A 26,142-nucleotide genomic window follows, 5' to 3' on the forward strand; every position below is an offset into this window, starting at 1 on the left:
CGTGGACAGCTATTTATCGTTAGCTTGTCCGACAATCGCGTACTTCCTCACCATTCCACGTAATTGGTTGTAGGTTAACCCAAGTAATTCTGCGGCTTGTTTCTGGTTATATTTGCTCTGTTTGAGGGCTTGGTTGAGTAGCTTGATGTCTTGTTGTTCTTGCCATGCTTTGTAATCAAGCGGCAAAGAAAACAAGCTCTCTGATGAAGTATGGCTGTTGGACGGCGCATTGCCAATTTCATGCGTGGAATCTTGATCTATTTTCCATGCGGGTTTGAATGGGTTAAACACCAAAGATTCAATAGGATATGGGTCTTTACCGTGCTGGTAGACTGCGCGCTCAATAACGTTCTTGAGTTCTCGCACATTCCCCGGCCATGAATAATCCAGCAGCGCCTCAACGGCAGACGGAGCAAAGCCAACAAACAACTCCAATTCTAATTCACGGCACATCTTAATGGCGTAGTATTCTGCCAGCAGCGTGATGTCTTCTTTTCGCTCTCGAAGAGGGGGTATAGTAATCACGTCAAACGCGAGCCTGTCCAATAAGTCGGCTCTGAATTCGCCCCTTAATGCCATGTCTGGCAAGTCAGCGTTGGTCGCGCAAACCAGTCTTACGTTGGCACTTAAAGCTTTTTGTCCGCCGACACGTTCATACTGCCCGTATTCAATAACGCGCAATAGCTTCTCTTGAACGGCTAGGGGCGTGGTCGCGAGCTCATCAAGAAACAGTGTTCCACCTTCCGCTCTTTCAAATCGACCCTGATGACGACCTTTCGAACCCGTAAAGGACCCCGATTCATGACCAAACAACTCAGAATCAATCAAACCTTCACTGAGGGTTGAGCAGTTCAATGAGATCAAAGGTTGATCCCAACGTCTTGAAAGGTAATGCAGTCTTTGTGCGATCAACTCTTTACCCGTACCACGCTCTCCAATGATCAGAATCGGTCTTTCGATTGGTGCGAGTTGGGACACTTTATCTAAAACGGAGAGAAAACTGGGTGATTCACCAATGAGGTTCTGCTGCATAGCGGGTCCTTGTGTGATTTGAGCGCCGATGGATGTGATTTAGAGGGCTTTATTTAAATCACATCATGTAAATAGCTTAAGTATAAGAGTCGTAGTGGTGAAAAATACCAATACTTGGCTAAATTCATCATAGCATGGTTCGGGTTAATCACCATTTTATTGTAAGTATCTGATAATAAATGGCTTAAAAGTTGGCACGTTACTTGGATTACTTATGGTAGGTTTAACAACAAACGTAAATTTTTGAGCAAGTGGATTGAGAAATCGAATAACGCTTTAAAGCACATTTGCCATCATTGTAATTAAGGAGTTCCTCATGGGTATTTTTTCTCGCTTTGCAGACATTGTAAATTCGAACATCAGTGCACTTTTAGACAAGGCTGAAGATCCTGAAAAGATGATTCGCCTGATTATCCAAGAAATGGAAGATACGCTGGTTGAGGTTCGCACTAACTCCGCTAAAGCTATCGCAGATAAAAAAGAGTTAGCGCGTAAAGTTGAAGCTATCGAAACTCAGATTCTAGATTGGCAAAATAAAGCGACACTAGCACTAACTAAACAACGTGAAGATTTGGCGAGAGCGGCGCTAATAGAAAAGCAAAAACTTGAAGATATAATCAAAAGCCTTCACACAGAGCAAACCTTGGTTCACGAAACCATCGAAAAGCTGACCAGTGAGATTGGCAAGCTTGAAACCAAAATCGCAGAAACACGTGCGAAGCAGCAAGCATTAATGATTCGTAATAATGCGGCAAGCAATCGTCGTGATGTTCAAAAGCATCTGCATTCAAGCAAAACCCACGAAGCAATGGCGAAGTTTGAGCAATTCTCGCGTAAAGTGGATGAATTAGAAGCTGAAGCAGATGTTTACGCCAAAACAGGTAACGCAAAATCGTTAGACCAAGAATTTGCAGATCTACAAGCTCAAGATGAAATTGAAAAAGAGCTGGCGAAACTGAAGCAACAAGTTGAAAACCGCGATAAATAATTTTAGGAGTTGTCTATGTCAACATTTCTAATTGCAGGCCCACTGATTGTCTTTTTAATCTTCGTGGCACCGCTATGGTTGTTCTTACATTACCGCAGCAAGAAGAAATCCAGTAATGGTCTTTCAGAAACGGATCTTCAGCGTTTGCACAAGCTTTCTGCTCAAGCTGAATCGATGCAAGATCGAGTGAAAACGCTAGAAAAAATACTGGATGCGGAGTCACCTAACTGGAGACGAAACTATGAGTAGAGAACTGTATCGCGATCCTATTAACGGTAAGTTGTCTGGAGTGTGTGCAGGGTTAGCGAACTACTTTGGCCTTGAAGTGTGGTTGGTTCGCATCTTGGTTATCTCGGCGGCACTGCTTGGTGGTAGCTTTTTGGTGTTATTAGCGTATGTAGCTTTGACATTTATGCTTGAAAAACAACCACCTCAGTATGTCGATCAGATGAAGGCCAAACAAGAGCACACGCTCAAGCAAAAACCTTGGGAAAAAGGGCAAACCGCAGAGTCGTTACTGGGCACTTTAGAGGGTGATTTCCAGAAATTAGAGACCAGTGTCCGCAATATGGAAGCTTATGTGACTTCGGATACTTTCAAAGTCGACCGCGCATTTAAGAACATGTAGTGGTAAACCTGAAAAACATTAGATAACGGTTTAGGAAAATTTATTCCAAGCCGTTATTTTTTTTAATAATTTTGTCTAAATAAATCTTACGATAACTGGTAAGTTACATGTAATTAATCTATGTTATAAAAATATTTATAGTTATGGATGATCACTAATGTATAGAGCCTCCGTTGTCCTATTGACAGCCTTAGCTGGGTTGTCTGGGTGTGGTAAGGAGCTTCCTCCCGTACCTGAACCTGATTCTAGACCCGCCAAACTCTTCACTGTCTCCGTCGGTAGTAATGCTTTTGAACGTAGCTTTCCAGCCACCACAGAAGCTGGTGACAGAGCGGTACTCGCATTCCGTGTTCCTGGGTTATTGCAGAGCATCGATGTGACCGCTGGGCAGCACGTGTCTAAAGGCGACGAGCTTGCTAAGTTAAATCCCGATGAATATCAACTACTCGAGAAGCAAGCAAAAGCGAATTTTCAGCTAGCCGATGTTCAATATCAACGTGCGATCAAACTTCGTAAAGATCGTGTGGTATCAGAGCAAGATTTCGACCAAGCGAAAGCGAACCACAATTCAGCTCGCGCGGTGCTTAATCAAGCTAACGCGAATCTTCGCTACACCACTTTGGTTGCGCCGTATGACGGAACCATTTCCATCATTCCTGCTGAAAACCATGAATACATTGCGGCTAAACAAGGCGTGATGAATATTCAAACGAATCAAATCCTCAAAGTCGTATTCTTATTACCCGACCAACTTATCACGCGCTTTTCTTCAGGGTTTGAGACGGATGCAACCATGGTTTTTGATGCTTTCCCTGGTAGCTCCTACGCTTTAGCATTCCAAGAAGTTGATACTGAAGCGGATCCCAAAACCGGGTCGTACAAAGTCACCATGGTAATGGAAAGACCCACCGATGTTGGTATTTTGCCGGGTATGTCAGGCACAGTTCATTTAGTTTCAGCGTTAGCAGCCGCCACAAAAATTCCCACATCAGCAATGATGACTGATGGCGATGATGTCTCTGTGTGGCGCGTGAATAGCGACGGTATTGTTGAAAATGTCGCAATCATCATCGATGAAAAGCGCCATATTGTTTCAGGGTTGAACGATGGTGATCGCATCGTAACTTCTGGTGTTAATGGTCTTGAACCGGGCGTTAAAGTTCGAGAGTGGATCAAGGAAAGGGGGCTATAACATGAAAACACTTAAAGTGGCCGCTGGACTGTCGTGTTTGGCTTTACTTACGGCTTGTGAAGATAAACAAGTTGTAGAAGTGAATAACACGCCCTTGGTTAAAGCTATCGAGATTTCAGTCATCGACTTTAGCGACAAACTCTATTTCCCAGCGGTTGCAAACGCTGCCGAGAAGGCTCATCTCAGCTTTCGAGTCGCTGGTGAAATCAATAAGCTTGATGTGAAAGAAGGTGAGCGTGTTTCACAAGGAGACATCATTGCAGAGCTTGACCCTACCGATTATCAACTGGATGTCGACAATGCTCAGGCGCGTTACACGGTAATTAACAGCCAATACAGACGTTCAAGTCCGTTAGTGAAGAAAGGCTTATTGGCGAAGTCACAGTTTGATGAAATTGCTGCTCAACGCCAGATCGCTTATGCCGAGCTGGAACTCGCAAAACTGCGCTTGTCGTTCACTAAGCTTCGTGCTCCTGTTGATGGGATCATTTCTCGTGTCAGTGTCGATCAATATGAAAATATTCAGGTAGGCCAGCAGGTCGTGAACATTCACAGTGTCGAGGATGTTGAGGTTGTTATCCAACTGCCTGACCAGATTTACGTGAATCAGCCTAGCGAACAGCTGTTATCGAATGTTGAGGCTGTGGTAAGAGTACCCAGTGGCAATGAATACACGGCGGCTATTAAGGAGTTTACCACTGAACCTGACCCAAGCACGGGCACGTTCACGGTGACGCTTGCTCTACCTATGCCGGAAGATGATTTGATTCTGGATGGTATGGCCGTTGAGGTGACGTCAAATGGGCGAGATATCGGCTTGGAGTTAAAAGCTGGGGTACTTATCCCAATCGAAGCTGTGTTTAATGCGGATGGCGATGATTTAACGCGCCAGAACTCTTATGTATGGGTGCTTAATGACGACAGTACCGTCTCAAAACAGCAAGTCGTAATAGGAAAAGCCAATCAGAAAACATTGCAGATCATGAAAGGATTAGAAATGGGGCAGCATGTCGTTGTTGCAGGCGTATCGCGATTGCGAGATGGGATGACAGTGGAAGTATTGTCTCAGGAGACGAACAATGAGTGAAGTAAATAACAAGCCCCAAAATGACGATCAACAGGGTGATGATCAGATCACAGGTGTTGCTTCTTACTTTATACGTAACAAAGTCATTAGCTGGATGCTATCTCTGATCTTTCTTATTGGTGGTGTCTCTGCCTTTTTCGGCTTGGGTCGTTTAGAAGATCCTGCCTTTACCATCAAAGATGCGATGGTTGTGACCTCTTACCCAGGGGCCACACCTCAACAAGTTGAAGAAGAAGTTACTTACCCACTAGAAAAAGCGATTCAACAACTTACCTATGTGGACGAAGTGAACTCTATCTCTAGCCGCGGCCTATCACAGGTAACGGTGACGATGAAGAACAACTACGGCCCAGATGATCTTCCGCAAATATGGGATGAACTTCGCCGAAAAGTGAATGATCTCAAGGTTGAACTGCCACCCGGCGTCAATGATCCTCAAGTCATCGATGATTTCGGTGACGTTTACGGTATTTTGCTGGCGGTGACGGGGGATGGCTATAGCTACAAAGAGCTGCTGGATTACATTGATTACCTAAGGCGAGAGCTAGAGTTGGTTGATGGGGTCAGTAAAGTCTCCGTTTCCGGCCAACAACAAGAGCAAGTGTTCATTGAGATATCGATGAAACGGATAAGCTCTCTGGGTCTGTCTCCAAGCACGGTATTTAACCTTTTATCGACTCAAAATATTGTATCAAGTGCAGGAGCGGTAAGGATTGGTGATGAATATATTCGAATCCATCCAACGGGTGAGTTCCAAAACGTTGAACAGCTTGGAGATTTGATTCTTACGGAAGGTGGCGCTCAAGGGCTTATCTATCTAAAAGATGTGGCGAATGTAACCCGTGGTTACGTTGAGGTACCGAGTAACATCATTGGTTATAACGGCGAACTCGCGCTTAACCTGGGTGTCTCTTTTGCGCAAGGCGTGAACGTGGTCGCAGTGGGTGAAGACTTTGATCGAAGACTCGCCGAGCTTAAATATCAACAACCCGTCGGTATCGACATCTCCGAGGTTTATAACCAACCTAAAGAGGTGAACAAGTCGGTAAGCGGATTTGTGGTGAGTTTAGGGCAGGCGGTTGCGATCGTAATCGTGGTGTTACTGTTCTTCATGGGACTAAGATCGGGCCTATTGATTGGTTTGATACTGCTATTGACCGTATTCGGTACATTCATTTTCATGCAGTACTTCAAGATCGACCTACAACGTATTTCACTGGGCGCGTTGGTTATCGCCTTGGGGATGCTGGTGGATAATGCCATTGTGGTGGTGGAAGGGATATTGATCGGCACGCAGAAGGGGCGAACCCGGATGCAGGCCGCCACCGATATCGTAACCCAAACCAAATGGCCGCTGCTTGGTGCGACGGTTATTGCGGTGACTGCGTTTGCTCCAATTGGTTTATCTGAAGACTCAACAGGCGAATACTGTGGCACCTTGTTCACGGTGCTACTGATCTCCTTGATGCTGAGTTGGTTTACTGCCATCTCGCTCACGCCGTTCTTTGCCGACATGTTCTTTAAAGGTCAGAAGGTCGATCCAGATAACGAAGGTAAGGACCCATACAACGGGATGGTTTTTGTTATCTACAAAAACTTCCTTGAGTTCTGTATGAAGCGTGCTTGGTTAACCATGTTTGTTCTGATTATTGGTTTAGGCGCGAGTGTGTACGGTTTTGGTTTCGTTAAGCAAGCCTTCTTCCCGTCTTCAACCACACCTATGTTCCAAGTGGATGTGTGGATGCCAGAAGGTACCGATATTCGAGCGACCAATACCAAGCTTAAAGTGCTTGAGAGTTGGCTAGCTGAGCAGGACGAAGTTGAACATATCACGACAACCGCGGGTAAAGGCCTGCAACGTTTCATGCTGACTTATGCGCCAGAGAAAAGTTATAGCGCTTACGGTGAGATAACGGTTCGTGTGAAAAGTTATGAAGTACTTGAAGGGCTAATGAAACGCTTCCGTGAACATGTAAATGGTCAGTTCCCAGAGATTGACTACAAGCTTAAACAGATCGAATTAGGTCCTGGTGGCGGTGCGAAAATTGAAGCGCGAATTGTGGGTTCTGATCCAACGGTTTTACGTTCAATCGCTGCACAAGTGATGGACATCATGCGTGCTGATGAAGGCGCATTTAACGTTCGTCACGATTGGCGTGAAAGAACTAAGGTATTAGAGCCTCAGTTCAATGAAAGCCAAGCGCGTCGTTATGGTATTACTAAATCTGACGTTGATGATTTCCTAGCAATGTCTTTCTCTGGTAAGTCGATTGGTGTGTATCGTGATGGTACAACGTTAATGCCGATTGTGGCTCGTTTGCCTGAAGACGAGCGTGTCGATATTCGTAACATCGAAGGCATGAAGATCTGGAGCCCAGCATTAAGTGAGTACATCCCACTTCAACAAGTAACGTTAGGTTACGAGCTAGAATGGGAAGATCCACTGATCATCCGTAAGAACCGTAAGCGTATGCTAACGGTAATGGCGGATCCTGATCTATTGGGTGAAGAGACGGCCTCAACTCTACAGAAACGCTTACAACCACAGATTGAAGCGATTGAGATGCCTCCGGGTTACTCATTGGAATGGGGGGGTGAATATGAGTCGTCAGCAGATGCACAGGCGTCACTGTTCACAACCATGCCTCTGGGTTACTTGTTCATGTTCTTAATCACTGTGTTCTTGTTTAACTCGGTGAAAGAGCCTCTGATCGTTTGGTTAACGGTTCCATTGGCGTTGATAGGGGTGACGACAGGCTTGCTAGCCTTGAATACACCATTCGGCTTTATGGCGCTGTTGGGCTTCTTGAGTCTATCTGGGATGCTTCTGAAGAACGGTATCGTACTACTTGATCAAATTGAGATTGAGATGAAATCTGGTAAAGATCCGTATGTAGCGGTTGTTGATGCGGCTCTGAGTCGTGTTCGCCCGGTATGTATGGCGGCGATTACCACCATTCTAGGTATGATCCCTCTACTACCGGATATCTTCTTCAAACCAATGGCAGTAACCATCATGTTTGGTTTAGGCTTTGCGACTGTACTCACGCTAATCGTAGTGCCTGTGCTGTATCGTTTGTTCCATAAAATTGAAGTGGCTTAACGTCAACTGACCTTTGAAATAATGCCCCTAATTGGGGCATTATTTTTATGTACGATTACTAAAAGAGACTATCGAAATGGAAGCGAATACAGTGGATAGAACGTGTGCATGGGCGCTTAAACATGAGCTTGAAAGGGAGTACCACGATGCAGAGTGGGGCGTGCCTGTTTATGATGACCAAGTTCTGTTTGAGTTCATTACTTTAGAAGGCGCTCAAGCAGGTCTGAGTTGGATTACGATCCTTAAAAAGCGTGAAGGCTATCGTGCCGCGTTCGATAATTACGATCTAAACAAGCTAGCTGAGCTGAATGAAGACAACGTGCCGCACATCATTGAAAACTTCGATGTGGTTAAACACAGGGGTAAGATTGCTTCGGTATACAACAATGCACGAGCAACGCTTGAATTACAGAAAGAGTTCGGCTCTCTTTCTAATGCCTTATGGCAATTTGTTGATAATGAAGTGATCGTGAATCAATGGACTGAGATGTCTCAAGTTCCCGCTTCTACCGAGCAATCTAAAGCGATGAGTAAGTTTTTGAAGAAGAGAGGCTTTAAGTTTGTAGGAGAAACAATCTGTTACGCATTTATGCAAGCAACAGGTATGGTCAATGATCATTTAGTCGGTTGCCCACACAAATAAAGTGTTATTTATTTCAGCGGAACAATCACTTAGAAATTGAAAAATTCATAGCCATTTTTTCATCGCTCTGAGATCTTTAAGTGGATGTGCTTTAAGGTTCAATATTGGCTTTGAAAGCTTCTGGACTATGAGCGGTTTGTATTATGAGCTGAAGTATCTGAATATGAGTATTTTGAGTTATGCTTTAAACAGAAAAAGGCAGGAATATCCTGCCTTTTTTGCATATTAGACCTATCGTCTCAGATTAAATCAGAGCGCTATAACGTTCTAATCCCGCCTCTAGATCAGCAATCAGGTCATCAACATCTTCTAACCCAATATGAACACGTATCAAGGTACCTTCGAAATTAGGATTGGCAACAGTTCTCAAGCTGTCAAAACTGCTTGGTTCGTTAGCTAGAATCAAACTTTCAAATCCACCCCAAGAGTAACCCATACTAAAATGTGTCATTCCATCAAGTAACGCTGTCGTCGCTTTGATATTAGAGTTGTTTAGTACAAAAGAGAACAAGCCATTACCGCCAGTAAAATCTCGTTTGAAGAATTCATGGCCTGGGCAAGACTCAAGAGCAGGGTGACGAACGTGGTTAACTTCAGGACGAGTCTCTAACCATTTTGCGACCTTCAAGCTGCTTTCTGCGTGTTGGCGTAGACGCACATCAAGAGTACGAATGCCGCGAAGCCCTAAATAAGCATCATCAGGTGAGACACATTGCCCCATCAAGTAACTTTGCTCTCTTAGTTGATCCCAGCATTTCTCATTGGCGACTGCCGTACCTAGCATCACATCAGAGTGACCCACGATGTATTTGGTCGCTGCTTGAATCGAGATATCAACACCAAAATCAAACGGTGAGAAGTTCACGCCAGCCGCCCAAGTATTGTCTAGCATAACGATGATGTCATGTTCATGAGCGATACGCGCTAGTGTTGGAATATCCTGCACTTCCATGGTGACAGAGCCTGGAGACTCAGTAAACAGCACCTTAGTGTTTGGCTTGATAAGGTCTTGGATACCTTCACCAATCGTTGGCTCGTAGTAAGTTGTCTCTACCCCCATCTTTTTCATGATGGTGTCACAGAAATCACGAGTAGGTTCGTAGCAGGTGTCAACCATTAAAATATGATCACCTGTTTCTACAAAAGAGAGAATGGCATTCGAAATTGCTGCTGTACCACACGGGTACAGTGCACAACCCGCGCCGCCTTCTACTTCAACCATCGCATCTTGGAAGGCAAAATGAGTGTTGGTTCCACGACGTCCGTAAAAAAGGGTCTTGTTAGCGCGGTTAATCGTAGCTTTACGCTTCTCTTCTACTGAGTTAAATACGACAGTTGAAGCGCGTTGTACTGGTGGGTTAACAACACCATTGGTCCACTTCTTATCACGACCGGCAGTGATAAGTTTAGTGGTTTTGTTCTCGGACATGCTGTGAATTCCTTATCAATCGGTTATGTCCTATTTAAAACATGCCAAGAGTGTTCAAAGCAAGAGCGGAGCGGGGATTTTTACGCTTTTCTTACGATTTTTGACCTTTCACTCAGTTAACAGTGAAAGGTTAAAAATGATCGATGGGGAAACAACGAGCCATAATCGACTCATTGCTGGAATTATAGGAGTGGGTTGAACAAGTAGAACAGCCTCTCAAAGAAGCGATTACTAAGGTTTCTTTGCTCCCACTGTTCTAACTCTACAGAGTGGGATGAAGCGATATAAGATTTCTGCAGCTCAGACAGTTTTTGCGTGAAATGCACATCATCCACAGCCAGAGTCACTTCAAAGTTGAGCCACAAACTGCGCATGTCGATATTGACGGTTCCGATCAAGCAAAACTCTTCATCGATCACTACCGATTTGGTATGAAGAAGGCCACCGTAAAATTCATAGATCTTCACGCCAGCTTCAAGCAACTCGGTATAAAACGCACGAGAAGCCCATTTAACCATTAGTGAATCGTTATTGTGTGGAATGATCAGTTCTACAGTTACGCCGCGTTGAGCTGTCATCTTAAGTGTTTCGAGTAAGTCAGCACTTGGCACAAAATAAGGTGTAGTAATACGTACAGAATGATTCGCTTGATTGATGGCGATGGTCAGTACTTGTAAGATCAAATATTCCGGCATGCCAGGGCCAGACGGCACTACTTGAACCGGATGATGTGTCATGATTTCTTCAACTGGGCATTCAGGTATATCAGGGAGAATGCGTTCACCAGTCTCAACTTCCCAATCCCAGCCATGAATAGCGGATAACACATTAACGGTTGGCCCAGTCACTCTGACCATTACATCAATCCACTGACCAACGCCGGAACTTTGTTTGAAGTGAGCAGGATCGACCATGTTCATTGAACCCGTATAGGCGATAGTCTCGTCAATCACAATGATTTTGCGGTGTTGTCTTAAATCTAGGCGACGTAAGAAAATACGCCATGGGCTCACTTCTAGTGCTTGTACGACTTGAACGCCTGCGTCCTTCATCATTGACTGCCAGTGGCTTTTGAAAAAGCGAGGGCTACCGGCTGAATCGAGCAAAACTTTAACATCTACGCCACGTTTTGCAGCGCGAATCAGCGCAGAGGCAACCGAATCGGTCAGGCCACCTGGATGCCAAATATAGAAAACCATCTTGATACTGGTTTGTGCATTTTCTATATCTTCGATAATTGCGTGTAGGATCTCGTTTGGTGAAGATTGCAGCGATAGAGTGTTTCCACTGAGTGCAGGGATGCCCATTCGATTGTTACAAAGCTCGTCAATCTTATGGATAGGGGAGCCGACTTTCCCTGGTTGGTGAAGTTGGCAATCATTCAATTGACGGAACCAGTCGCCGAAAGGGGTAAACATACGATGAGCGCGTTCAGCCCTTTTTCTGCCTAGGTTTAGCTCACCAAAAAGGAAGTAACAAGCTACACCAACAATCGGGATAATGTAGATAACCATTAGCCAAGCAAGAGAAACGCTGACAGAGCGTCGTTTTAGTACAACACGAAACGTCACACCGGCTACGAGAACCCAGTACAAAACAACAGAGGCCAAAGTTAAAAAATGATAAAGCTTATCCACATTGAATACTCGAAAAAAGAGACACTTAGATAGTAATGCTATTTAACGGATATGGGAATTTAAGGATTCAACTATTTACAAAATAGAGCAAAAGATGTAAATAGGTTAAAGTTGTTAAGTTTTGGTCAACTTAAGAAGAAAACGATTGTTTTGTATGAAAAGTCGGCATTTAACCATAAAAATTTACATCTTTAACGAAATTTGTACGGTATGCTCTTCCAATTTTATTCTTAAACTGGTTTACTTGCTAGACAACGAGCGTCAATCAAATCTTTTAGGTGTGTAAATTTATTTATACACCTTCCTTTTAAAGACGCCACCCAAAGCAAAACACAACATCACATAACACAAAAGTTTGGAGTACACGTGGCTACTAGTAATACAACCACAACACCCCGCGATACCTGGGGTTCGAAGTTAGGATTCGTAATGGCTGCAGCAGGTTCTGCTGTTGGCTTAGGTAACATTTGGAAATTCCCATACACAGCAGGCGAAAGTGGCGGTGGTGCATTCGTTGCCATTTACCTGTTTTTTGTAATTTTTATTGGTTTCAGTGTCATGCTGACTGAATTTGCGATTGGCCGTCATACGCAAAAATCAGCAGTAGGTGCATTTAAAACAACTGACCGTCGTTGGACGTTCGCTGGCGTTATCGGCGTATTCAGTGGTCTACTTATCATGGGTTTCTACCCAGTAGTAGGCGGTTGGTCAATCGCATACATCGGTAAAATTGCAGGTGGTCTTCTAGACGCACCAGAAGCAATTGGTGATAGCTTTGGTGGCTTTATCTCAAACCCAGTTCAACCACTAATGTGGATGGGCTTATACCTACTACTTAACGTTGTTATCGTTATGAAAGGTATCTCTGGTGGTATTGAGAAAGCAGGTAAGATCCTGATGCCGCTTCTTTTCATTATCCTTATTGTAGTATCAATCAAAGGCATTATGCTTCCGGGCGCGATGGCTGGTCTTGAGTTCCTATTCAGTCCTGACTTCTCTAAAGTAGACAGCAATGTAATCCTAGCCGCTCTAGGTCAAGCATTCTTCTCTCTAAGTCTTGGTATGGGTTGTATGATGACATACGGTTCTTACCTTAAGAAGAAAGAGAACCTAGTTCAGACAACAGCAATGGTAACCGCAATGGATACTGGTGTTGCTATTCTAGCTGGTGTTGCAATGTTCCCTGCAATGTTCGCGTTCGGTATGGAACCTGCAGCGGGCCCTGGTTTAGTATTCGTTGTTGTTCCTCAGCTATTCGCTGAAATGGGCGGCGTAGTTGGTCTTCTATTTGCTCTTATGTTCTTCGTTGGTTTGAGTGTTGCGGCACTAACATCTTCAGTATCTCTACTTGAAGTTGTGGTTTCTTACCTAATCGATGAGAAAGGCATGAAGCGTGTAACAGCGGTACTGTCTGCAAGTGTTGTAATGGCGATTCTATGTATCTTCGCTTCTCTATCACTTGGCGGCTTCGGTCCAACACTGTTTGATACTGGCGCGTTCGACATTTTCGACCTACTAACGGATAAGATTTTCCTAGCGGTTGGCGGTATGTTGGTATGTATCTTCGCTGGTTGGAGACTAAACCGTGCTGACCTAGAGAAAGAAATCACTAACGATGGTGAAGTATCTTTCCCACTATTCGGTCTATGGTACACGCTAGTTAAGTACATCATCCCAGTAGCTATCGCAATCGTTGCATTCATGGGTATCTCTTCTGGCTTCGACAGCGGTAAAGGTGCAATCATGCTACTAGGTATTGGTATTATTGCTGGCTCTGCGCTTATCTCTAAGAAGCTATAGTTTTAAGAAGCTACAATCGCGAGCTAAAGTAAGTTAAGAAACGGGAGCCAATGGCTCCCATTTTTTTATTCAAATACTTAATTCTTATCAAAAAATAAAACATTACATTCACTAAAGTTATCCGTCACCTAGCCGATATATTGAATATCAAGAATTTTTGATCGGTATTTAATTTAGGTAGGTGTTGTGTGAAATTGTCAGTGAGAAAGAAACTGTATGCCGGTTTTGGCTCTATATTGGCGGTGCTTGTTACGTTAGTCAGTATTGTATGGATAGAAGTTATCGGCGCGCACCAGAGCGCAGATGAAATTAGAATGGACGATGTTCCGGGTACTGTTACCTACCTGGTACTGATTGATGAAGCGGGTGATGTATACCGAGATGCGCTTGGTGCAATTACACTGGTTGATAACGCACTCAATGATTATCGAACCAGCAAGAACGAATTTGCTCAAGCTATCGAGCAGGCTAAGCGTTTGGAGAGTAGAGGTTCGGAAGACCACCGCCGTATTCAGCGAATTGAAGACCTGATGGGGCGTTTCACTCAAGAGTTTGAATCAAAGCTTGTGCCGAAGATCAATGATGAAGCTGCGCTACTAGCCAATATTCAACAGCTACGATCTTTGTATGAGAGCAATCTTATCCCTATTGAGAACTTACTGGATCAAGCGTCAGCAAGTGAGCGCGCAGATACAGAACAGTCACTACTGACACTAACCGACACGTTTACTACCATCGAGCGCACTATCATGGTGTTGTCTGCTATTGCGATTGTCTTTGGTTGTGTGATTGCGTATCTATTGTCTAGCTCTATTACCAATCGTCTTACTCGTGTAGAACAAGTAGCACGACGTGTAGCAAATGGTGACCTAACGGCAGGCGACATTATTGATGATTCTGGTGATGAATTGGCTGAACTGGCTAAGTCGATTAACCAGATGCAGAAATCACTAGTAGACCTATTAGGTTCAATCTCGTCTGTGACTCACCAAGTCCAATCGGTGACAGGGGAGCTCTCTTCTATTAGCCAAGACATCGTTACTGGTGCATCAGCTCAAGCAGACAAAGCTAACTTGATTGCAACGGCTGCTGAAGAGCTAAGCTTGACCATTTCTGAAGTGGCGCAGCAAGGTACTTCAACTTATGAAGAAGCACGTCGCTCAGAAACCTCTGCAGAAGATGGCCGCAACGTGATTGTTGAGATGGTGGCGAGTATTCAACAAGTGTCGACTCAAATGAGCGATATGTCGTTGCAAATGAATACTCTAGGTTCTCACGGTGAGCAGATTGGTAGCGTTATCAAGGTAATCGAAGACATTGCTGAGCAAACTAACCTGTTAGCTCTTAACGCTGCAATTGAAGCGGCACGTGCAGGCGAGTTTGGTCGTGGTTTTGCTGTGGTAGCCGATGAAGTGCGAGCGCTAGCAGAAAGAACAACCAAAGCGACACGAGAAGTCTCGGGCATCATTCAATCGATTCAATCGGGCACTCAAGAAGCGGTGACTTACACTCAAGATAACTGTCGTTTAGTTGAGATTGGTGTTGAGCAAAGCTCAGGTGCTGTTTCGGCTCTAGAAGCGATTGTGAGCGGTGCGGGCAATGTACAAAGCATGGTTAACTCTATTGCGACTGCGGCAGAAGAACAGACGGCTGTGACCAAAGAAATTGCAGCGGACATTACCGCGATTAGCGATATCTCTGAGCAATCTCTGCAGCTAGCAACTCGTAGCTCCGAAAATACATCAGGCTTGAACGCTAAGGTTGCTGAGCTAGAAGCATTAGTTGGTAAGTTTAAACTGGCGTAAAGCGGTAGCTTGGTTCTATTTACCTATTGGTAATCGAGTAAAGACCAAGCACTGGTCGCTACTTGTTGAAAAGAAGCCCAACGATTCAATGTTTATTGAGTGAGTTGGGCTTTTTCGTAGCTGGAATCTGGGTTCAGACGAGGTATACTCCACGTTCTACAATGGAGCTAGCCTTTAATGTTCGATATTCTTCTGAACCACTCTGATTTTTTACTTATCAATAAGCACCCTGGAGTCAGCGTCCACAAAGACGATGGCGATACCATGTTGCTTCAAGAAGTTGCTAAGGCAATTAATGAGCCTAAGCTGTATCTCGTTCATCGACTAGATAAAATGACTTCGGGCATTCTGCTGCTGGCAAAAAATGCGTCGGCGGCGAGCGAGCTTTCACAGCTATTTGCAAAGCGTGAAGTAGAGAAATACTACCTTGCGATCGGTTCTAAGAAGCCAAAGAAAAAGCAAGGTTTGATCTCAGGAGACATGGAGCGCTCACGACGCTCAAGTTGGAAACTTCTGACATCCAAAGAGAACCCTGCGATTACTCAGTTTTTATCAGCAACGGCTGAACCCGGTGAGCGTCTGCTGTTATGCAAACCCTATACGGGGCGAACTCACCAGATCCGTGTCGCGATGAAGTCGATCGGCTCAGCCATTGTTGGTGACCCTATTTATAATCCATCGAGTGAGGCTGACAGAGGTTATCTGCATGCCTTCGCGATTCGATTTGCCTATCAATCACAAGCCTACGAATATGTCTGCGATCCAAGAAGCCTAAACTCCTTGGGTGAGAAGTGGCATCAAGAAACCGTGTCGAACGGTTTGGACAGTTGGCTTGAACCTTGGTCATTAACTTGGCCAAAGCTAAACACTAAGTGAGTGAAATAATGGAAGCATCAGCTTTACCTCTGTTTTTTAGTCATATTGAACAGCAACTTAATGAAGTACCAAACGAACTACGCCGTATTTTCCACGGGCGCGGTAAGTTTTGGCCTGGTCTAGAGCAACTGACATGTGACTGGGTTGATGGACAGCTACTGGTTAACGTGTTTAAAGAAGTCGACGATGAATTCTTGTTATCTCTTAAAGCTGGATTGGTTGAACTCACCAACAAAGATATCTGGCAATCAAAGCAGGTCACAAGCATTGTTCTGCAACACCGTTATGCCGATGGTGCGCCTTCAGAGGTTCTATGGGGTGAGTTGAATGACTCTCCGGTTGTGGTTGAGCATGGCCTTAAGTACCAATTAGACATTGGCCGTAATCAGAACTTCGGTTTGTTCCTAGACATGCGTAATGGTCGTCAGTGGGTACAAGATAATGCCAAGGATAAGAACGTTCTTAACCTGTTTGCATACACTTGTGGTTTCTCTGTCGCGGCTATCGCTGGTGGCGCTCGTCAATGCATGAACGTGGACATGTCACGTGGCTCGCTAAACAAAGGTCGCGATAACCACCGTCTGAATGAACACGATATGCGCTCGGTTAACTTCCTTGGCTACGATATCTTTAAGTCGTGGGGGAAAATCAAGAAGGGCGGTCCTTACGAGCTCGTTATCATCGATCCACCTTCGTTCCAAAAAGGCAGCTTTGCTCTAACCAAAGATTACAAAAAAATCTTACGTCGTTTGCCTGAACTTCTAACTGAAGGCGGTGAAGTGATTGCGTGTGTGAACTCACCAGCAGTATCACCAAACTTCCTGATTGAGACGATGGCAGAAGAAGCACCAAGCGTTGAGTTCATTGAGCGTCTGGACAACCCGCCTGAGTTTGTCGATGTCGACCTTGATTCAAGCCTAAAGGTATTGAGGTTTAAAATCACGGCTTCAGCTGAAGCTTGATGTCATGATTTAGCGGGCATTATCCATACTAATATAGAAAACGCCGCTCACAATGAGCGGCGTTTTTATAGGTGCAAGAAACTAACTCATTTATTAACTAGCTTGGTTTTTTAGTGTCTGAAAACCAAAATAAATACGCATGAACGTGGTTAGCCAACAAGCTGCACCAAAGGTGTAAGCGATAACTGCAAAGTGTTGAGGCCAAATACAAAACGCGATGAAACAAGCGATGGTTTCAGTGCCTTCGGTTAGCCCTGACATGTAGTACAGAGACTTATGCTTATAGACTGGGTTTTCAATGCCTCGCTTGCCTGCCATAACCGCAAACGCTAAAAAGCTGCTGCCTGTGCCGATAAAAGAGAAGATCAAAAATGCACCGGCAATGGCGTTGTGTTCTGGGTTGGCAATGACAAATCCAAAAGGGATCAGCGAGTAGAATAGGAAATCTAGGCTGATATCGAGGAAACCGCCCGCATCACTAATGCCTTGGATTCGAGCCAAGGCTCCATCAAGCCCATCACATACTCTATTAAACACAATGAAGCCTAACGCCCACTCATATTGTTGAAATGCCAACGCTGGAAACGCTAAACACCCAATCAGAAATCCGAATAACGTGGTTTGATTGGCCGTGATACCCAATTGGTTTAGTAACTTAGCAGACTGATTTAATGGCCACTTAATGACCTTAATGGAGTACTTATCCAGCATGGTTACTTCTCCATGGCCAAGACAGTACTTCTGCCCCTTGAGGTACATCGGCTTCGTCGTGCGTGACCATTAATGTAGGGATATTCGCTTTGGTCAGCTGTTCGAAGACCCAATCGCGAAATTGTGCTCTGAGCTCTTGGTCTAACTTACTGAACGGTTCGTCAAGCAGGGCGAGTTTAGGCTTGGCTAACAACATACGAGTCAAGCTTATTCTTGCGCTTTGACCGCCGGATATTTGATCCGGGAAAGATTCAGCTAAGTGAGTTAGCTCTATGTCTTTTAGTGCAGCCATTGCTTGTTTTTGGCGAGCGGAACCTTTAACAGAGTTCGGTAACGAAAAGGCCAAGTTTTCCCATACTTTGAGGTGCGGAAACAACAAGTCATCTTGAAACAAAATACCGACTTCACGCTGATGTGATGGAAGCTCGTCGAGCTGAATATTGTTCAACACAACGGTGCCAGAGTACGAAAACTCTTCACTTAAGTGACCAGCAATCGCATCCAGTAAGGTCGACTTTCCGCAGCCACTCGGCCCCATCAAAGCCAGTATTTGGCCAGATTCTAATGTGACGTTTAGCGCTGAGAACAGCGAATCTCCATCGGTTTTACGGATGGCGAGGTCGTTGAGGTACAGACTCATTACTTAGGAAACCTTTAAAAGTAAGACGGCGATATCTGAGTTGAAGTCGGCTGACTAATATCGCTAAAGAGAAAAAGAACAGAGGCAATAGGGCCTGCCAAATGGCATAGATTGCTGTCACCCTGCGGTCGAAACCACTGGTAAGTGCAACGGCTTCTGTGGTGATCGTGCTAATACGGCCCGCGCCGAGCATTAATGTTGGAAGGTATTGGGCCAAACTCACGCTGATCCCGACCGCCCAAGCAAAGGCAATCGCAGGAAGCAAGATTGGTAGTTTGATCGAATACCAACTCTGAAATGGCGATTTACCTAGGTTCAGCGAGGCTTTAATCAACCCATCATTGAAGCTTTTCCACGGGCCATCCAAAGACAGATACACGAACGGGAAAGCAAAGAAAACATGCGCCCAAATCACCCAGAACTCATAGGCACTACTGCCGATGTAGAGGGTCGTGACTTGCATACCAAACAACACTGAAAGCTGTGGTATTAGCATTGGAATAGCGATAATGAAGCCCGGAACTTGCCACTTGTATTTGATTCTGTATTCGTGAGCCACCAGCGCAAGCAACAAAGCGACTGAAGCGGCAATCAGACCAATCCATAAGCTTTGACCAACGGTGCTCATGATGCCTTCCCACTCGAACTCCCAGAAGCGCGTGCTGTAGCGGCTCGGCAGTAAATCAGGGAAGCGCCAACGCTGAGCAACGCTCCAAATTACCATTAAAGGAATGATCAGCAGTGAAAGGCTAGCAAGGACAGTGAATACCGTTTTCCCCGGAAGGTTTGCCCCTGTTCTTCCGGAATACTGCCAAGTTCGAAAGTACTTAAGAACCGCCCATTCAACTAAACGCGCCAAGGCGATGATCAACGAAGCTAAACCAAACAAAACGATGGCACCAGCAGCAGCTCGCGGAAGTAGGTTAAGATCCGGATCGTTGAACCATTGCCATACCAAAACGGCAAAGGTCGGCGGGTTGGTTGGGCCTATGATCAAAGCAATATCGACAACCGAGACACTGTAAGCGAGTACCGCCAGCATTGGGAAACGAAGCTTGGTAAACCATTGTGGGAAAATACATTTCCACCAGATCTGAGCGCGGCTGTAACCGAGCGATGCACTGACCTTGGTGATACGCTCTACATCAATTTGCTGAAGTATCGAAATGCTCATCAGCAATAAGAAGGGGACTTCTTTGAGTGCGAGCATAATAATTAAGCCGAACGCGTATGGGTCTTTCACCAATAACGCCAATTCAGAGCTGGTAGCCGATTCGCCGAGCAAGTGATGTACCGCTCTTGCGCCAAGCCCCGTTGGACTAAACAGAAAAGCAAAGCCGATAGCGAAAGCTACATGTGGAATGGCAAGCATTGGCGATAGCGTAAACTCAATCTTTCTCCAAAACTTGTTTCCCCAAGAGGCTTGAAGAATACAAAAGGTCAGGAAGCAGGCTATATAGCTGCTTGCAATTGCTGAACCTAGGCTTAAGCCAATAGAGTGCCAAGCCCCTTCCCATTGAAAGACTTGGCTAAAACCGTTGAGTGTCGGCTCATCTAAACCAAGGGGCGGGATGAAACTCAGTGACGAAGCCACGACTCCCGCTACCCCAGGAATGGTCGGGATAATGCATACAGCTATAACAACAAAATATAGAGCGCGTAGCATGAAGACTAGTTACCGTATCGCTTAAGCCACTCTTTCTCGAGCGCGTTTTGCCAGCTAGGGTGTGGTTCATCAACCGATTTAAATTGCTGGGTGTTTTTAGCGCTGCCAGTCAGGTATTTGCTGCTCAGAACCGAAGGATCGCCCCAAACATTGAGGTCACCCTTGCGAGACTGTGCTTCCGGGCTCAGTAAGAAGTTAATGGTCACTTGAGCACCCGCGGTTGCATTGGCGTTCCAAGGAATCGCAAGGAAGTGAATGTTAGATAGAGCGCCGCTTTCTAGAGCATAAGCCTTAGTGGTTTCGGCTAAGCGACCACTGGCTTGTGCTGAATAAACAGAGTTTGGATTAAACGTAATCGCGAGATCGATCTGTCCGTCATCCAGAAGTTGGATGCTTTCCGATGTGCCTGCTGGGAACTGCTTTCCACCGCGCCACGCCACTTTATGGAATTTATCTAAGTAAGCCCACAGTGGTGCCGTTACTTCTTGGAAGTTGTCTTCTGAAACCGGCTGAGCCAGCGCAGGGTTATTGTTTGTTAGTTCAATCAGTAGTGACTTAATGAAGCTCGTGCCATGAAACTCTGGTGGGCGAGGGTAGCTTAAGCGGTTCGGGAAAGCCTGAGCGTAGCTTAACATCTCAGAGAATGATTGTGGCGGGTTGTGAAGTGTTTCTTGGTTATGAATGAACACCAGTTGTCCCACGCCCCACGGTGCTTCTAAGCCTTCTGTCGGCTCTGAGAAATCGACATCAATTGGCAGAGACTTATCGACATACTGCCAATTTGGAAGTGATTCCGTAAATGGCCCAAACAATAGCGCGTTGTCTTTCATCGAACGGAAGTTCTCGCCATTAATCCAGACGATATCGACGCTGCCTTCACTGTTCTTTCCTGCCGCTTTTTCAGCAAGCAGTCGAGTGGTGGTTTCCGCAATATCGGTCACTTTCACATGCTTTAACGTGACACCGTAGTCACTTTGTAATTTCTTGCCTGCCCACTGTAGGTAACGATTGATCTCTTGGCTTCCGCCCCAAGCGTGAAAGTAGACAGTTTCTCCCTCTGCCTGCTGTTCTATTTGGTTCCAGCTGTCGATGGATGTTGCTTCATCAGCATAAATGGTTGCGCTGTATGCAACGGTTGCCATGATTCCTAACGTACTTACTATATTGTTCATAAACTTTTCCATTTGGTAGTGAACGGGCAAGAGCATTGTATTTTCAAACTCCCTAGGGCGTGTTGACCCTTCGTGGTTAACGAAAGATCAACATGCCCTAATAGTTATTCTATCTGTTTCTGAAATAAATTCTAATTCAACAGTAAATTCAATCAATTACTTGAGAACAAGCAGGGAGTTCTCGGTTGAGTTTTGTTCGATCTGTAATCACCTCGAAAACTCGACAGACTCTAGGCTTTTGCCATCCTAGCAACAGACCGCTGAACCGTTGAATTTATTGCATCTAAATGAGAGATTTTTGAGGTTTATTGGAGGCTGGTACGAAAAGTCGGCGATGAGTGCCAATTTTGAAGAAGTAGTGAGGGCAAGCTGACAATAAAAAAGGAGCCATCAGGCTCCTTTAATCAGTATTTGGTTTCGATGACGGATTAGTTTACCCAGTCACGAATTGTGTACGTTAGCGTGTGTACATCGTTTTTCAGTACTAGCGTATCGTTTGTTAGCGTTACGTCGCTCCACTCGCTTAGAGTAGCAGAAACCGATTGTTCGATTTCCATCGCAGAGCCGTGACACATTTTCATTGTCATGCCCATTTGCTTGATACGGAATTGACCGTCTTTCAGCTCGCCTTGACCGAAGAAGTTGTTACAACCAGCCATGCCGTTTGCAGTCATCTTTTCGCCGATCTCTAGACGAGGAGCTGCTTGGTCTTCGCTTTTCACAATGTCCTTGCCATCAATTTGCGCAAGTTCCCAATTATGGTGCTGTAGATCGGTTGGTGTTACTTGCATCGCGTTGTCACCTGTTGTTGTGCATGCTGCTAGCATCATAGGTAAAGCGGCTACTGCTAGTAATTTTTTTGAACTAAACTTCATATTATAAGGCTCCAAAGGAAAGAACGAAGTTACCGGATAAGTGTAACTTGATGGGTTCAAAGTATAGTTTACAAAACACTATATGTGTCAGTATAAGGTCATAGTTTAGTATGGATTTCATGAGCCAGGCGACAAATTAATCGCTTATTTTTGAGAGAGTAAGCGTAATTTTGAATGTGTAAGGAGGCATGGTGGAGCAGTTAGAGTTTTTCCAAGTTCCGAGCCCTTGCGTTGGGGTTTGTTCAAGCGATGACAAAGGCTATTGCAACGGTTGTATGCGCAAGAGAGAAGAGCGCTTTAATTGGATGTCGATGACACCGTCAGAACAATTGCACGTGATAAAGCTGTGTCGTCAGCGCTATAGAAGAAAAATAATGAATAAAAAATACTTGATTGGTAAGCAGGTCGATGAAGAGGGAAATACCAGTCCCCAAAGAGATCTTTTTGGCTAAAGAGGAAGTATTTAGATTTTATTTAACTCCGAAGTAACTATTACTTTACATAATGGTTGGGGTGTAATATTAAAGTAGGTACCTTTGTACCAGAAGGAGTGGTGTCGGTATGAATAAAAAGAACGTAAAAATCAAAAAAGAGCCAGTCAAAGCACTTGACCGAAAACCGATCGGGGCAAAAGATGACCCTGAAGAGACTCCGCGTGATTGGCATTCGATGTCAGAAGAAGAACGAATGGAAATCCTTTCTCACCTCTCAGACATGCCTTTCCAATAACACCACTGGTTCTTCAGAGCCTTTCTTAAAGCTCAGTTTTCAGAAACAAAAATGTGATTAAACAAACATGTGATTCGCTTTCGTTACACCACGATGGTACGTGCAAAATGTATCATCGGCCTCGGTGGTTTTACTGTGAATCTTAATGTTTGTGATCACTTCTACCGCCCCTGCATCGTAGCAAGCTTGTTCTGCTTTTTTAACGATATCGAGTAATTGATTGAGTTCACCTTTCATTGTGGTTTCCATCGCACCAACTTGGAAAGGGACATCGGCTGCTTTCACAACTTCAATGGCTTTATCAACTACTTCGAAGTTGTTGCCTTCTTTAACGCGAGGGATCACTTGGAAGGCAACCATCACTTCTTTTTCTCTTTTTAACTCAGACACTTTCTGCTTACTCAATGATAGGGATTTGTTGTAGATGATAGGTTAATGCGGAGATAAATTCTACAGCGGTTACGCTGCTTTATTTATGACACGAGTGACTGGAGATATCGGACTACTTGCTACCCCAGTGGTCACTTACCCAACCACCTATGTGCTCATCAAAATGACTGCCACTGAACCTCTGGTTGCGTTCAACCGAAGTATCACAATCATCTTTATTATCTATTAGGGTTTGTATGTAGTTTGCCATCGGGTCATTGGAACGTTGACGATCTCGGCGAGTTGCCACTTCCTTAATCAGTTGTAATCGATATGTAGAGCTAGCACGTTTCATTTCAATGACCTCCTGTTGTAGACACTAATAGAAAAATCTAGTTGCTAGATATAGGGGCGTCAACGTGATTTAAGAGTATTTTTTTTGAGCAACCAAGAATCAATACGTTGGCATCATAATTCACAAAAATGTCATTTAAGTTGGCAACTTTAGGGAAGTTTTTGGGTGTGAATTTGTATTTTGTTGCATATAAAAAGGCCCAGTACAAACTGAGCTTATTATTTTATTTCTGGTTGCTTAGCGCTATTTCTGGTTACTTAGAGCTATTTGGTTTGCTTTTAAATTGCTTAATGCTCTTCTTTTGGGCTGTTCTTCGATTGGCCATTTTATCTTTAGGTGGACGCTTGCGAGCGGTCGCTTCAGATGCAGGTTTGTCTGTGACTGGGAAGCCTTCCAATGACTGTAGTGGCAGTGCTTTGTTGGTTAAAGTGCGAATGGCGGTCAGGTAGTCAGTTTCACTGTGGCTAACCAGCGAGATTGCACAACCAGTACTTCCTGCTCTCGCCGTTCTTCCAACGCGGTGCACATAAGTCGCTGAATGAGGTGGTAACTCAAAGTTAATCACAATAGGTAGTTGATCAATATGGATGCCTCGAGCCATCACATCAGTCGCGATAAGCACACGAGTCTCGCCATTTTTGAAACTTTCTAATGCTTGCTCTCGTTCTTCTTGGCTCTTATTTCCATGTAACGCACTCACACTGATTTTGGCTTTATTCAATCGTTTGGTTAATGCATCGGCATTGTCTTTTGCGCCAATAAATACCAATACTTGCGGCCATGTGTGTTGATTGAGTAGTGCGATGAGCGCTTGAGCTTTACTGCCTTTGTTCACTAAATACAGGGTTTCTTCAATAGTCGCGACCACGCTGTTTTCTTGATGTGTCGTGACTTTAACTGGATTTAAAAGAAGCTCTTCAGCTTGCCCTACTAATTCGGGCGGAAGTGTCGCAGAGAACAACAGTGACTGACGTTTACTTGGTAGTGCTGCAGTAATCGCTTGAATATCTTGCCAAAATCCCATGTCGATCAGGCGGTCGGCTTCATCAAGAACCAATGATACGCACTGAGTTACATCCAGTTCGCTACTTTTGATTAAAGCAAGTAGACGCCCCGGAGTAGCGATTGCTAATTGCGGTTGGGTTAGTAATTGTTGCTGCTGATCATCGGTAGTCACGCCACCGGTTAAGGTTACGAATTTGATATCGAGCGCTGTCGCGATCGGTTCTAAAGATTCAGTCACTTGAGACGCGAGTTCACGTGTCGGGACGATGATAAGCGCTTGCAGTCCATTCACATCATGGTTGATGTTGTTCAGCAAGGGCAAGCCGAACGCCAATGTTTTTCCGCTACCCGTTTGAGCCAACGCAAGTACGTCTTTACCCGCAATAATTGATGGAATTACCGCTTGTTGTATCTCAGTCGGTTTGTCGAATTGAGAAGGGATCGCTGTGACGGTTTTTGCGTTAAGGGTGAGGTTATCAAATGACATAAATGAACCAAGTATCAAAATGGAGGTGGAGTCTAACAGGGCTATAAATGTTAGAGAATGAGTTTTGCTGCGTTACAGGATAAACCGGTGAATTATACACGTTAAATTTAAGCGTTATCCATACAACTGAACTAAGGCAAGCGAGCTAAGCCAAGCTAATTAAACGTTGGGCATATTGTAATGGTATTGAATGGACGTACAATACCCGCCCTAAAACGATCAAGTATGATTAGGAAGCTTTAAGGAAATGAGAGCGAAATGAGTTGGGAAAGTATCTGGCTGTTTATTGTCATTGTGTTTTTTATTGCCATTATTCCAGGCCCAAATGCTTTGTTGGTATTGAGCACGGCTTTAACTCAAAGAAAGCTGTTTGCGTTTATTAACGTGTTGGGTGTGTCATGCGGGTTCTTTTTTCATGCGTTTGTTTCTGCGAATGGCATGAGCTTACTGTTATCTCAGACCCCAATGGCGTTTGAAGGTCTTAAGTGGCTGGGCGTCTTGTACTTAATCTGGCTTGGTTGTAATCACTTTCGAGCGGCATTGCGAGCTCAAGAGGGCGTGCTTGCTGTGGTGAGCGCATCGGGAAGTAAGCTATATCATCAGTTTTTCAAAGGGCTTCTCACTAATCTACTGAATCCTAAAATTGTCCTGTTTTATCTTTCTATATTCCCTCAATTTGTTTCAACAGATGCGATTGTGACAGACAGTTTGATACTTGGTGCAATTCAAGCGTCAGTGGTGTCGATGTGGTTCTTAGTTGTGATCTTAATGGCGGATACCTTTAAGCGCTTGTTAGTTCAAAAGCGCACCTCGCAAATGATGAACATTGTGTGTGGGATTCTATTCGTGGGCTTCAGCATTCAGTTGGCATTGTTTCAGCTTTAGGGTGCGATGCGAAGAATTGGGTTTTTAGCTATTGGTTCAGTTCATTTCCGGCTTAGTTCTCGTTTC

General features: G+C 44.6%; 25 protein-coding genes. 14 read left to right on the forward strand and 11 right to left on the reverse strand.

Annotated features, from left to right (window positions below):
* Positions 1 to 9 precede the first annotated feature (9 nt).
* Positions 10 to 1,032 carry a phage shock protein operon transcriptional activator gene (gene pspF / locus AB6D06_RS04790; RefSeq protein ID WP_065583878.1) on the reverse strand — a complete coding sequence of 341 codons (1,023 nt, stop codon included), beginning with the start codon at positions 1,030 to 1,032 and terminating at the stop codon, positions 10 to 12.
* 316 nt (positions 1,033 to 1,348) lie between these two features.
* On the opposite strand from pspF, the gene pspA reads away from it, so the two are divergent.
* The 7 genes from pspA (at position 1,349) to AB6D06_RS04825 (ending at position 8,673) form a co-directional block, all read left to right on the forward strand.
* Complete coding sequence (gene pspA / locus AB6D06_RS04795) at positions 1,349 to 2,020, forward strand: phage shock protein PspA (protein ID WP_004734604.1); 672 nt, start codon at positions 1,349 to 1,351, stop codon at positions 2,018 to 2,020.
* Between the two features lie 15 nt (positions 2,021 to 2,035).
* Positions 2,036 to 2,269 carry an envelope stress response membrane protein PspB gene (gene pspB / locus AB6D06_RS04800; RefSeq protein WP_004734605.1) on the forward strand — a complete coding sequence of 78 codons (234 nt, stop codon included), beginning with the start codon at positions 2,036 to 2,038 and terminating at the stop codon, positions 2,267 to 2,269.
* The gene (pspC, locus tag AB6D06_RS04805) at positions 2,262 to 2,648 is read left to right on the forward strand and encodes an envelope stress response membrane protein PspC (RefSeq protein WP_029222097.1); all 387 of its coding nucleotides are present in this window, start codon (positions 2,262 to 2,264) and stop codon (positions 2,646 to 2,648) included. The genes pspB and pspC overlap by 8 nt, the downstream gene beginning before the upstream one ends.
* A gap of 157 nt (positions 2,649 to 2,805) precedes the next feature.
* Positions 2,806 to 3,840: an efflux RND transporter periplasmic adaptor subunit gene (locus AB6D06_RS04810; protein ID WP_102429172.1), complete on the forward strand. Its 1,035-nt coding sequence runs from the start codon at positions 2,806 to 2,808 to the stop codon at positions 3,838 to 3,840.
* Between the two features lies 1 nt (position 3,841).
* Positions 3,842 to 4,927: an efflux RND transporter periplasmic adaptor subunit gene (locus tag AB6D06_RS04815; RefSeq protein ID WP_029222096.1), complete on the forward strand. Its 1,086-nt coding sequence runs from the start codon at positions 3,842 to 3,844 to the stop codon at positions 4,925 to 4,927.
* A complete protein-coding gene (locus AB6D06_RS04820; protein ID WP_017060313.1) occupies positions 4,920 to 8,030 on the forward strand; it encodes an efflux RND transporter permease subunit in 3,111 nt (1,036 codons plus the stop codon). Before AB6D06_RS04815 ends, AB6D06_RS04820 begins: the two co-directional genes overlap by 8 nt.
* A gap of 76 nt (positions 8,031 to 8,106) precedes the next feature.
* Positions 8,107 to 8,673 (forward strand): DNA-3-methyladenine glycosylase I, encoded by a 567-nt coding sequence (locus AB6D06_RS04825; RefSeq protein WP_017065337.1) that lies wholly within the window; start codon positions 8,107 to 8,109, stop codon positions 8,671 to 8,673.
* Positions 8,674 to 8,917: 244 nt separating this feature from the next.
* On the opposite strand, the gene AB6D06_RS04830 is transcribed toward AB6D06_RS04825, so the two are convergent.
* Positions 8,918 to 10,102: a cystathionine beta-lyase gene (locus AB6D06_RS04830; protein ID WP_017065338.1), complete on the reverse strand. Its 1,185-nt coding sequence runs from the start codon at positions 10,100 to 10,102 to the stop codon at positions 8,918 to 8,920.
* Positions 10,103 to 10,284: 182 nt separating this feature from the next.
* Positions 10,285 to 11,739, reverse strand: a complete 1,455-nt coding sequence (gene cls / locus AB6D06_RS04835; RefSeq protein WP_017065339.1) for a cardiolipin synthase — start codon at positions 11,737 to 11,739, stop codon at positions 10,285 to 10,287.
* Positions 11,740 to 12,105: 366 nt separating this feature from the next.
* Between cls and AB6D06_RS04840 the strand changes: the two genes are divergently transcribed.
* The 4 genes from AB6D06_RS04840 (at position 12,106) to AB6D06_RS04855 (ending at position 17,182) form a co-directional block, all read left to right on the forward strand.
* A complete protein-coding gene (locus AB6D06_RS04840; protein ID WP_050546918.1) occupies positions 12,106 to 13,539 on the forward strand; it encodes a sodium-dependent transporter in 1,434 nt (477 codons plus the stop codon).
* Between the two features lie 188 nt (positions 13,540 to 13,727).
* Positions 13,728 to 15,344, forward strand: coding sequence for a methyl-accepting chemotaxis protein (locus tag AB6D06_RS04845; RefSeq protein ID WP_102333160.1), 1,617 nt, complete (start codon positions 13,728 to 13,730; stop codon positions 15,342 to 15,344).
* A 177-nt stretch (positions 15,345 to 15,521) separates the two neighbouring features.
* On the forward strand, positions 15,522 to 16,220 hold the full coding sequence (locus tag AB6D06_RS04850) for a TIGR01621 family pseudouridine synthase (protein WP_017060318.1): 699 nt from the start codon (positions 15,522 to 15,524) through the stop codon (positions 16,218 to 16,220).
* Positions 16,221 to 16,228: 8 nt separating this feature from the next.
* The gene (locus AB6D06_RS04855; RefSeq protein ID WP_372099704.1) at positions 16,229 to 17,182 is read left to right on the forward strand and encodes a class I SAM-dependent methyltransferase; all 954 of its coding nucleotides are present in this window, start codon (positions 16,229 to 16,231) and stop codon (positions 17,180 to 17,182) included.
* Between the two features lie 93 nt (positions 17,183 to 17,275).
* Here the strand turns inward: AB6D06_RS04855 and AB6D06_RS04860 are convergent, their stop codons facing one another.
* The 5 genes from AB6D06_RS04860 to AB6D06_RS04880 all read right to left on the reverse strand — a co-directional run bounded on the left by AB6D06_RS04860 (position 17,276) and on the right by AB6D06_RS04880 (position 22,246).
* Positions 17,276 to 17,893, reverse strand: coding sequence for a CDP-alcohol phosphatidyltransferase family protein (locus AB6D06_RS04860; RefSeq protein WP_017060320.1), 618 nt, complete (start codon positions 17,891 to 17,893; stop codon positions 17,276 to 17,278).
* Positions 17,883 to 18,533, reverse strand: coding sequence for an ATP-binding cassette domain-containing protein (locus tag AB6D06_RS04865; protein WP_372109974.1), 651 nt, complete (start codon positions 18,531 to 18,533; stop codon positions 17,883 to 17,885). The genes AB6D06_RS04860 and AB6D06_RS04865 overlap by 11 nt, the downstream gene beginning before the upstream one ends.
* Positions 18,499 to 20,199: an ABC transporter permease gene (locus tag AB6D06_RS04870; protein ID WP_372109975.1), complete on the reverse strand. Its 1,701-nt coding sequence runs from the start codon at positions 20,197 to 20,199 to the stop codon at positions 18,499 to 18,501. The genes AB6D06_RS04865 and AB6D06_RS04870 overlap by 35 nt, the downstream gene beginning before the upstream one ends.
* Before the next feature lie 5 nt (positions 20,200 to 20,204).
* Positions 20,205 to 21,371: an ABC transporter substrate-binding protein gene (locus tag AB6D06_RS04875; protein ID WP_372109976.1), complete on the reverse strand. Its 1,167-nt coding sequence runs from the start codon at positions 21,369 to 21,371 to the stop codon at positions 20,205 to 20,207.
* A gap of 428 nt (positions 21,372 to 21,799) precedes the next feature.
* Positions 21,800 to 22,246, reverse strand: coding sequence for an META domain-containing protein (locus AB6D06_RS04880; protein ID WP_004734625.1), 447 nt, complete (start codon positions 22,244 to 22,246; stop codon positions 21,800 to 21,802).
* 188 nt (positions 22,247 to 22,434) lie between these two features.
* Between AB6D06_RS04880 and AB6D06_RS04885 the strand changes: the two genes are divergently transcribed.
* A complete protein-coding gene (locus AB6D06_RS04885; protein ID WP_017065362.1) occupies positions 22,435 to 22,698 on the forward strand; it encodes a DUF1289 domain-containing protein in 264 nt (87 codons plus the stop codon).
* A 109-nt stretch (positions 22,699 to 22,807) separates the two neighbouring features.
* Positions 22,808 to 22,975, forward strand: a complete 168-nt coding sequence (locus tag AB6D06_RS04890) for a hypothetical protein (RefSeq protein ID WP_017060325.1) — start codon at positions 22,808 to 22,810, stop codon at positions 22,973 to 22,975.
* Positions 22,976 to 23,032: 57 nt separating this feature from the next.
* Here AB6D06_RS04890 and AB6D06_RS04895 read toward each other — a convergent pair whose 3' ends face one another.
* The 3 genes from AB6D06_RS04895 to AB6D06_RS04905 form a co-directional block, all read right to left on the reverse strand.
* Positions 23,033 to 23,335, reverse strand: a complete 303-nt coding sequence (locus AB6D06_RS04895; protein ID WP_017065764.1) for a thiamine-binding protein — start codon at positions 23,333 to 23,335, stop codon at positions 23,033 to 23,035.
* A gap of 142 nt (positions 23,336 to 23,477) precedes the next feature.
* Complete coding sequence (locus tag AB6D06_RS04900) at positions 23,478 to 23,699, reverse strand: hypothetical protein (protein WP_017065363.1); 222 nt, start codon at positions 23,697 to 23,699, stop codon at positions 23,478 to 23,480.
* 253 nt (positions 23,700 to 23,952) lie between these two features.
* On the reverse strand, positions 23,953 to 25,191 hold the full coding sequence (locus AB6D06_RS04905) for a DEAD/DEAH box helicase (protein WP_372109977.1): 1,239 nt from the start codon (positions 25,189 to 25,191) through the stop codon (positions 23,953 to 23,955).
* A 258-nt stretch (positions 25,192 to 25,449) separates the two neighbouring features.
* Here AB6D06_RS04905 and AB6D06_RS04910 point away from each other — a divergent pair, with 258 nt between their 5' ends.
* Positions 25,450 to 26,076 carry a LysE family translocator gene (locus AB6D06_RS04910; protein ID WP_372109978.1) on the forward strand — a complete coding sequence of 209 codons (627 nt, stop codon included), beginning with the start codon at positions 25,450 to 25,452 and terminating at the stop codon, positions 26,074 to 26,076.
* Positions 26,077 to 26,142: the final 66 nt, after the last annotated feature.

It is taken from the genome of Vibrio sp. 10N.239.311.G01, from assembly GCF_041465805.1.
In the GTDB taxonomy this organism is placed as follows: Bacteria; Pseudomonadota; Gammaproteobacteria; order Enterobacterales; family Vibrionaceae; genus Vibrio; species Vibrio crassostreae_C.

Coding starts and splice junctions, on each gene's coding strand:
- pspF (WP_065583878.1), bottom strand. CDS start 1,032: ATGCAGCAGAACCTCATTGGTGAATCACCCAGTTTTCTCTCCGTTTTA.
- pspA (WP_004734604.1), top strand. CDS start 1,349: ATGGGTATTTTTTCTCGCTTTGCAGACATTGTAAATTCGAACATCAGT.
- pspB (WP_004734605.1), top strand. CDS start 2,036: ATGTCAACATTTCTAATTGCAGGCCCACTGATTGTCTTTTTAATCTTC.
- pspC (WP_029222097.1), top strand. CDS start 2,262: ATGAGTAGAGAACTGTATCGCGATCCTATTAACGGTAAGTTGTCTGGA.
- AB6D06_RS04810 (WP_102429172.1), top strand. CDS start 2,806: ATGTATAGAGCCTCCGTTGTCCTATTGACAGCCTTAGCTGGGTTGTCT.
- AB6D06_RS04815 (WP_029222096.1), top strand. CDS start 3,842: ATGAAAACACTTAAAGTGGCCGCTGGACTGTCGTGTTTGGCTTTACTT.
- AB6D06_RS04820 (WP_017060313.1), top strand. CDS start 4,920: ATGAGTGAAGTAAATAACAAGCCCCAAAATGACGATCAACAGGGTGAT.
- AB6D06_RS04825 (WP_017065337.1), top strand. CDS start 8,107: ATGGAAGCGAATACAGTGGATAGAACGTGTGCATGGGCGCTTAAACAT.
- AB6D06_RS04830 (WP_017065338.1), bottom strand. CDS start 10,102: ATGTCCGAGAACAAAACCACTAAACTTATCACTGCCGGTCGTGATAAG.
- AB6D06_RS04850 (WP_017060318.1), top strand. CDS start 15,522: ATGTTCGATATTCTTCTGAACCACTCTGATTTTTTACTTATCAATAAG.
- AB6D06_RS04855 (WP_372099704.1), top strand. CDS start 16,229: ATGGAAGCATCAGCTTTACCTCTGTTTTTTAGTCATATTGAACAGCAA.
- AB6D06_RS04860 (WP_017060320.1), bottom strand. CDS start 17,893: ATGCTGGATAAGTACTCCATTAAGGTCATTAAGTGGCCATTAAATCAG.
- AB6D06_RS04865 (WP_372109974.1), bottom strand. CDS start 18,533: ATGAGTCTGTACCTCAACGACCTCGCCATCCGTAAAACCGATGGAGAT.
- AB6D06_RS04870 (WP_372109975.1), bottom strand. CDS start 20,199: ATGCTACGCGCTCTATATTTTGTTGTTATAGCTGTATGCATTATCCCG.
- AB6D06_RS04875 (WP_372109976.1), bottom strand. CDS start 21,371: ATGAACAATATAGTAAGTACGTTAGGAATCATGGCAACCGTTGCATAC.
- AB6D06_RS04880 (WP_004734625.1), bottom strand. CDS start 22,246: ATGAAGTTTAGTTCAAAAAAATTACTAGCAGTAGCCGCTTTACCTATG.
- AB6D06_RS04885 (WP_017065362.1), top strand. CDS start 22,435: ATGGTGGAGCAGTTAGAGTTTTTCCAAGTTCCGAGCCCTTGCGTTGGG.
- AB6D06_RS04890 (WP_017060325.1), top strand. CDS start 22,808: ATGAATAAAAAGAACGTAAAAATCAAAAAAGAGCCAGTCAAAGCACTT.
- AB6D06_RS04895 (WP_017065764.1), bottom strand. CDS start 23,335: ATGGTTGCCTTCCAAGTGATCCCTCGCGTTAAAGAAGGCAACAACTTC.
- AB6D06_RS04900 (WP_017065363.1), bottom strand. CDS start 23,699: ATGAAACGTGCTAGCTCTACATATCGATTACAACTGATTAAGGAAGTG.
- AB6D06_RS04905 (WP_372109977.1), bottom strand. CDS start 25,191: ATGTCATTTGATAACCTCACCCTTAACGCAAAAACCGTCACAGCGATC.
- AB6D06_RS04910 (WP_372109978.1), top strand. CDS start 25,450: ATGAGTTGGGAAAGTATCTGGCTGTTTATTGTCATTGTGTTTTTTATT.